General features: G+C 66.5%; 7 protein-coding genes. All 7 read left to right on the top strand.

The window, feature by feature from the left end; translation table 11 throughout:
- Positions 1 to 87 precede the first annotated feature (87 nt).
- The 7 genes from ACRDPS_RS04360 to ACRDPS_RS04390 all read left to right on the top strand — a co-directional run bounded on the left by ACRDPS_RS04360 (position 88) and on the right by ACRDPS_RS04390 (position 6,503).
- Positions 88 to 873: a helix-turn-helix transcriptional regulator gene (locus ACRDPS_RS04360; protein ID WP_431500399.1), complete on the top strand. Its 786-nt coding sequence runs from the start codon at positions 88 to 90 to the stop codon at positions 871 to 873.
- Positions 870 to 2,288, top strand: a complete 1,419-nt coding sequence (gene sufB, locus ACRDPS_RS04365; RefSeq protein WP_431500400.1) for a Fe-S cluster assembly protein SufB — start codon at positions 870 to 872, stop codon at positions 2,286 to 2,288. The genes ACRDPS_RS04360 and sufB overlap by 4 nt, the downstream gene beginning before the upstream one ends.
- On the top strand, positions 2,288 to 3,484 hold the full coding sequence (gene sufD / locus ACRDPS_RS04370) for a Fe-S cluster assembly protein SufD (protein WP_431500401.1): 1,197 nt from the start codon (positions 2,288 to 2,290) through the stop codon (positions 3,482 to 3,484). The genes sufB and sufD overlap by 1 nt, the downstream gene beginning before the upstream one ends.
- Positions 3,481 to 4,239 (top strand): Fe-S cluster assembly ATPase SufC, encoded by a 759-nt coding sequence (sufC, locus tag ACRDPS_RS04375; RefSeq protein ID WP_431500402.1) that lies wholly within the window; start codon positions 3,481 to 3,483, stop codon positions 4,237 to 4,239. Before sufD ends, sufC begins: the two co-directional genes overlap by 4 nt.
- A 115-nt stretch (positions 4,240 to 4,354) precedes the next feature.
- A complete protein-coding gene (locus tag ACRDPS_RS04380; protein ID WP_431500403.1) occupies positions 4,355 to 5,608 on the top strand; it encodes a cysteine desulfurase in 1,254 nt (417 codons plus the stop codon).
- On the top strand, positions 5,608 to 6,075 hold the full coding sequence (gene sufU / locus ACRDPS_RS04385; protein ID WP_431500404.1) for a Fe-S cluster assembly sulfur transfer protein SufU: 468 nt from the start codon (positions 5,608 to 5,610) through the stop codon (positions 6,073 to 6,075). Before ACRDPS_RS04380 ends, sufU begins: the two co-directional genes overlap by 1 nt.
- 92 nt (positions 6,076 to 6,167) lie before the next feature.
- Positions 6,168 to 6,503 (top strand): metal-sulfur cluster assembly factor, encoded by a 336-nt coding sequence (locus tag ACRDPS_RS04390; RefSeq protein WP_431500405.1) that lies wholly within the window; start codon positions 6,168 to 6,170, stop codon positions 6,501 to 6,503.
- Positions 6,504 to 6,553: the final 50 nt, after the last annotated feature.

Here is a 6,553-nt window from a genome sequence, read left to right on the forward strand (position 1 = left end):
GACCTGGATCACATGGATGAACCCGAGGCGAGCAAGTAAGGGTCACCTTCGTTGAATCCTCTTGGGGAATAAGGTCACAATGGTGTTGTGAAATTCGACGAGAGCACTTTGCCCCGGAACGGGCACAGCGCAGAGACCAGCGAGGAGAGCACCCGCGAGCGGGTCGCTCGCTCGCTGCTCGTCGACGGCCCGCAGACCGCTGCGGCGCTGGCCAAGAGGCTCGACCTCACGCCGGCCGCGGTCAGGCGCCACCTCGATGCCCTCGCCGAGGAGGAGGCGGTGGAGCAGCGTGAGCCGCGCACCGCGTCCGGGCGTGGGCGGGGCCGCCCGGCCAAGCTCTTCGCGCTCACCGACCAGGGTCGGGACGGCTTCGAGAAGAAGTACGACGACCTCGCGGTCGAGGCGCTCCGGTTCCTCTCCGAGGTGGCCGGCGAGGAGGCCGTGCGGGAATTCGCGGAGCGCCGCGCGGCGTTCATCAAGCAGGGGTTGGACCGTCTCGCCGCCAGCGAGACGGACCTCAGCCCCGCGCAGGTGCTCGCGAACGTGTTCACGGCCAACGGATACGCGGCCTCCGTCAAGGAGCTCCCGCTGATCAACGGCCAGGACGGCGGTGAGCAGCTGTGCCAGCAGCACTGCCCGGTCGCTCATGTCGCCCAGGAGTTCCCCGAGCTCTGCGAGGCGGAGACAGAGGCCATCGCGAAGCTGCTCGGCACACACGTACAACGCTTGGCCACCATCGCCCACGGCGACGGTGTCTGCACGACGCACATCCCTCCCGGTCCTTCCGGGGCCATCCCGACGGGTCTGAACGAAGTGGCCCCGACCACCGGGTCCGGCGAAGTTTCGAAGAAGAAGGAGCAGGTCACCACATGACCTCCATCGAGGAGCTCAACCCCGAGCTGAAGGGCATCGGCAAGTACGAGTTCGGCTGGTCCGACTCGGACGCCGCCGGTGCCGCGGCCCAGCGCGGTCTGAACGACGCCATCGTGCGCGACATCTCCGGCAAGAAGTCGGAGCCGCAGTGGATGCTCGACCTGCGCCTGAAGGGCCTCAAGCTCTTCGGCCGCAAGCCGATGCCCACCTGGGGCTCGGACCTCTCGGACATCGACTTCGACAACATCAAGTACTTCGTGCGTTCGTCCGAGAAGCAGGCGACCTCCTGGGAGGACCTGCCCGAGGACATCAAGAACACCTACGACAGGCTCGGCATCCCGGAGGCGGAGAAGCAGCGCCTCGTCGCCGGTGTCGCCGCTCAGTACGAGTCGGAGGTCGTCTACCACTCGATCCGCGAGGACCTCGAGGCTCAGGGCGTGCTCTTCCTCGACACCGACACCGCGCTCAAGGAGCACCCGGAGCTCTTCCAGGAGTACTTCGGCACGGTGATCCCGGTCGGCGACAACAAGTTCGCCGCGCTCAACACCTCGGTGTGGTCGGGTGGCTCGTTCATCTACGTGCCCAAGGGCGTCCACGTCGACATCCCGCTGCAGGCCTACTTCCGGATCAACACCGAGAACATGGGCCAGTTCGAGCGCACCCTGATCATCGCCGACGAGGGCTCCTACGTTCACTACGTCGAGGGCTGCACGGCGCCGATCTACCAGTCCGACTCGCTGCACTCCGCGGTCGTCGAGATCATCGTGAAGAAGAACGCGCGCGTTCGCTACACGACGATCCAGAACTGGTCGAACAACGTTTACAACCTGGTCACCAAGCGCGCCACCTGCGAGGAGGGCGCGACCATGGAGTGGGTCGACGGCAACATCGGCTCCAAGGTGACGATGAAGTACCCGGCCATCTACCTGATGGGCGAGCACTCCAAGGGCGAGACCCTCTCCATCGCCTTCGCGGGCGAGGGCCAGCACCAGGACGCGGGCGCCAAGATGGTGCACGCCGCTCCGAACACATCGAGCTCGATCCTGTCGAAGTCGGTGGCGCGCGGTGGTGGGCGTACGTCCTACCGTGGCCTGGTCCAGATCAACGAGGGCGCCCACGGCTCGAAGTCCAACGTGCTCTGCGACGCGCTGCTGGTCGACCAGATCTCGCGCTCGGACACCTACCCCTACGTCGACATCCGCGAGGACGACGTCTCGATGGGTCACGAGGCCTCCGTCTCGAAGGTCTCCGCCGACCAGCTGTTCTACCTGATGTCTCGCGGCCTGGCCGAGGACGAGGCGATGGCGATGATCGTGCGCGGCTTCGTAGAGCCGATCGCCAAGGAGCTCCCGATGGAGTACGCCCTCGAGCTCAACCGCCTGATCGAAATGCAGATGGAAGGAGCGGTCGGCTGATGACCGCAGCTGTACCCGTAGCGGAGGCCCTGGAGCTCGACGGTAACAAGAGTGTCGAGTCCCACCTCCACCCCGAAGGCTCTTTCGACGTCTCGGCCCATGAGGTGCCGAAGGGTCGCGAGGAGATCTGGCGGTTCACCCCGCTCAAGCGCATCAAGGGCATCCACGACTCGGCGCCCTTCGCCGACGGTGCGACCAAGATCGAGGTCGAGGCCGCCGACGGCGTGACCGTCGAGACGGTGGCGGCCGACGATGCCGTACGCGGCACCTCGGGCCTGGTTCCGACCGACCGCGTCTCGGCGCGGGCCTGGGAGGCGAGCACCGGGGCGACCCTGGTGCGCATCCCGACCGACACCGTCATCGACGGTGCGACCGTGATCCGTCACCACGGCACCGGCTCGGAGACCGCCGGCGCCGGTCACGCGGTGATCGTCGCGGAGAAGTTCGCCAAGGCGACCGTCGTGCTGGTCTTCGAGGGCTCGGCAGTGATCGCCGACAACATCGAGATCGTCGTGGAGGACGGTGCCGACCTCACCGTCGTCTCGGTCCAGGACTGGGCCGACGACGCCGTCCACCTCTCCACCCAGCACGCCAACGTGGGTCGCGACGCGACCCTGAAGCACGTCTCGGTGAGCTTCGGCGGTGACGTGGTGCGCCACGACTTCAGCGCTGAATACTCCGGCCCCGGTGGCTCCGTGGAGTCGCTCGGCCTCTACTTCGCCGACGCCGGCCAGCACATCGAGCACCGTCTCTTCGTCGACCACACCGCGCCCAAGACCAAGTCCAACGTGGTCTACAAGGGTGCGCTGCAGGGCGACAAGGCTCACGCGGTCTGGATCGGCAACGTGCTGATCCGCAAGGAGGCCGAGGGCATCGAGACCTACGAGGAGAACCGCAACCTCATCCTCACCGATGGTGCCTGGGCCGACTCCGTGCCCAACCTGGAGATCGAGACCGGCGAGATCGAGGGCGCGGGCCACGCGTCGGCGATCGGCCGGTTCGACGACGAGCAGCTCTTCTACCTCCGCAGCCGCGGCATCTCCGAGACCGAGGCCAAGCGCCTGGTTGTGCACGGCTTCTTCAACGACCTCATCCGCCAGATCGGCGTGCCGGAGCTCGAGGAGAAGCTGACCACGACGGTCGAGGCCGAGCTCGCAAAGAACATCAACACTCTGATTACGAAGGACAACGTATGAGCACGCTCGAGATCAAGGACCTGCAGGTCTCGGTCGAGACCGAGGACGGCCCGAAGGAGATCCTCAAGGGTGTCACGCTGACCATCAAGTCCGGCGAGACCCACGCGATCATGGGCCCCAACGGCTCGGGCAAGTCGACCCTTGCCTACTCGATCGCCGGCCACCCGAAATACACCATCACCGGTGGCACCGTCACCCTCGATGGTGAGAACGTGCTGGAGATGTCGGTCGACGAGCGTGCCAAGGCAGGCCTGTTCCTGGCGATGCAGTACCCCGTCGAGGTTCCCGGCGTGAGCGTGGCCAACTTCCTGCGCACCGCGAAGACGGCGCTGACCGGCGAGGCCCCCAAGCTGCGTACGTGGGTGAAGGACGTCAACGGTGCGATGAACAAGATGCACCTGGACCCGACCTTCTCGCAGCGCTCGGTCAACGAGGGCTTCTCCGGTGGCGAGAAGAAGCGCCACGAGATCGCCCAGCTCGACATCCTCGACCCGGCCTTCGCGCTGCTCGACGAGATCGACTCCGGCCTCGACATCGACGCGCTCAAGGTGGTCTCCGACGGCATCAACGACTTCCGCGCCCGCGAGGGCAAGTCGGTCCTGCTGATCACCCACTACACCCGCATCCTGCGCTACATCAAGCCTGACCACGTGCACGTCTTCGTGGCCGGCCGGATCGCGGAGTCGGGCGGCCCCGACCTCGCCGAGGAGCTCGAGGCCCAGGGCTACGAGAAGTACACCCCGGTAGCGCGATAAGCGGCACTGGGCGGCGTTGTCGTCGCTCGACGGCCCGCTTTCGCTCAAAGGCCGCCTTCGCTCCACCGCCTCGCCCAGCACCACTTCTCACGCCACCGTTGAAAGGAAACGAATGATGGAAGGCCTTCTTCCCGACCTGGATCTGGTCCGCAAGGACTTCCCGATCCTGGAGCGGACCTTCGACGGCGGCGAGACCCCGTTGGTCTACCTCGACAGCGCCAACACCTCGCAGAAGCCGCAGATCGTGATCGACACCCTCGTCGACCACCTGGAGCGGCACAACGCCAACATCGCTCGGGCGATGCACCACCTGGGCGCCGAGGCCACCGAGGCCTTCGAGGGGGCGCGCGACACCGTCGCGCGCTTCCTCGGCGCGCCCGAGCGCGACGAGGTGATCTTCACCAAGAACGCCTCCGAGGGGCTCAACCTGGTGGCCAACACCGTGCCGCTGGCCGAGGGTGACGTCGTGGTGACCACCGAGATGGAGCATCACTCCAACATCGTTCCGTGGCAGCTGGCCACGCAGCGTGCGGGTGCGTCGTTGAAGTGGTTCGGGCTCACCGACGACGGCGAGCTGGACCTCTCCAACATCGACGAGCTGATCACGCCGGCGACCAAGATCGTGACGCTGACCTGGGTCTCCAACATGCTCGGCACCATCAACCCGGTCGCCGAGATCGCCCGGAAGGCCCACGAGGTCGGCGCGCTGGTCGTCATCGACGCCGCCCAGGCCGCTCCGGTGCTGCCGATCGACCTGGCGTCGATGGCCGAGGAGGAGCGTCCCGACTTCCTCGTCTTCACCGGACACAAGGTCGTCGGCCCGACCGGCATCGGCGTCCTGTGGGGCCGGCGCGCCGCGCTCGAGGCACTGCCGCCGTTCCTCGGTGGTGGCGAGATGATCGCCACGGTGTCGATGGAGAAGTCCACCTACGCGCCGATCCCGCACAAGTTCGAGGCAGGCACCCCGCCGATCGCCGAGGCCGTGGGTCTCGGGGCGGCGCTGGAATACCTGATGCACGTCGGCATGGAGCACGTCCACGCCCACGAGCAGGCCATCACGGCGTACGCCCTGGAGCGTCTCGCCACCGTCCCCGGTGTGACCGTGCTCGGCCCGGCCGACGCGGCCAGGCGCGGGGGTGCGATCTCCTTCGAGCTCGACGGCGTGCACCCGCACGACGTGGCTCAGGTCCTCGACTCCAAGGGCGTCGCGATCCGTGCCGGGCACCACTGCGCCAAGCCCGCACACCAGCGGTTCGGCGTGCAGGCCTCCAACCGGATGTCGTCCTACCTCTACACCACGCCCGCCGAGATCGACGCGCTGGTCACGGGGTTGGAATACGTACGCAGCTTCTTCAGGTTGGACCAGTGATGACTGCCGCGAACCTCGAGAGCATGTACCAGGAGATCATCCTGGACCACTACAAGAACCCGCACGGGAAGGGTCTTCGCGACCCCTTCGAGGCGGAGGTTCACCACGTCAACCCGACCTGCGGTGACGAGATCACCCTGCGAGTGCACATCGAAGGCGGCAAGGTCGAGGACATCTCGTACGACGCCCTCGGATGCTCCATCTCGCAGGCCTCTGCCTCGGTGCTCAACGACCTCGTCGTCGGCAAGCCGGTCGAGGAGGCGATGGTGATCCACGAGGAGTTCCTGCGCCTGATGCAGGGCAAGGGCAACGTCGAGCCCGACGAGGACATTCTGGAGGACGGCATCGCCTTCGCGGGCGTCGCCAGGTTCCCCGCCCGGATCAAGTGCGCTCTGCTGTCGTGGATGGCCTGGAAAGATGCCGCCGCACAGGCAAACGCGCGTGCACTCGCTGAGGAGAAACGATGACTGAGACCGACCACAGCACACACGACCACACCGGTCATGACCACTCGGGTCACGGCCACGGCCATGGTCACGAGGCTCCGGAGGAGCACACCATGCGCTCGTCCACGGTCGAGGGCGCGAGCCTGAAGATCGAGGACGTCGAGGAGGCCATGAAGGACGTCGTCGACCCCGAGCTCGGGATCAACGTCGTCGACCTCGGCCTGGTCTACGGGATCCACGTCGAGGAGCACTCCAACGTGGTGCTCGACATGACCCTGACCTCGGCCGCGTGCCCGCTGACCGACGTCATCCAGGACCAGACCTCGCAGGCCCTGGAAGAAATGGTCAACGACGTGCACATCAACTGGGTCTGGATGCCGCCGTGGGGCCCGGACAAGATCACCCCCGACGGCCGCGAGATGCTGCGCGCGCTGGGGTTCAACGTCTGAGGGTTCGGCCCGAACGTGGGAGTTCTGGGGTCACCTGGTGACCCCAGAAC

Origin of the sequence: Nocardioides sp., from assembly GCF_050699375.1 — a bacterium.
GTDB lineage: Bacteria > Actinomycetota > Actinomycetes > Propionibacteriales > Nocardioidaceae > Nocardioides.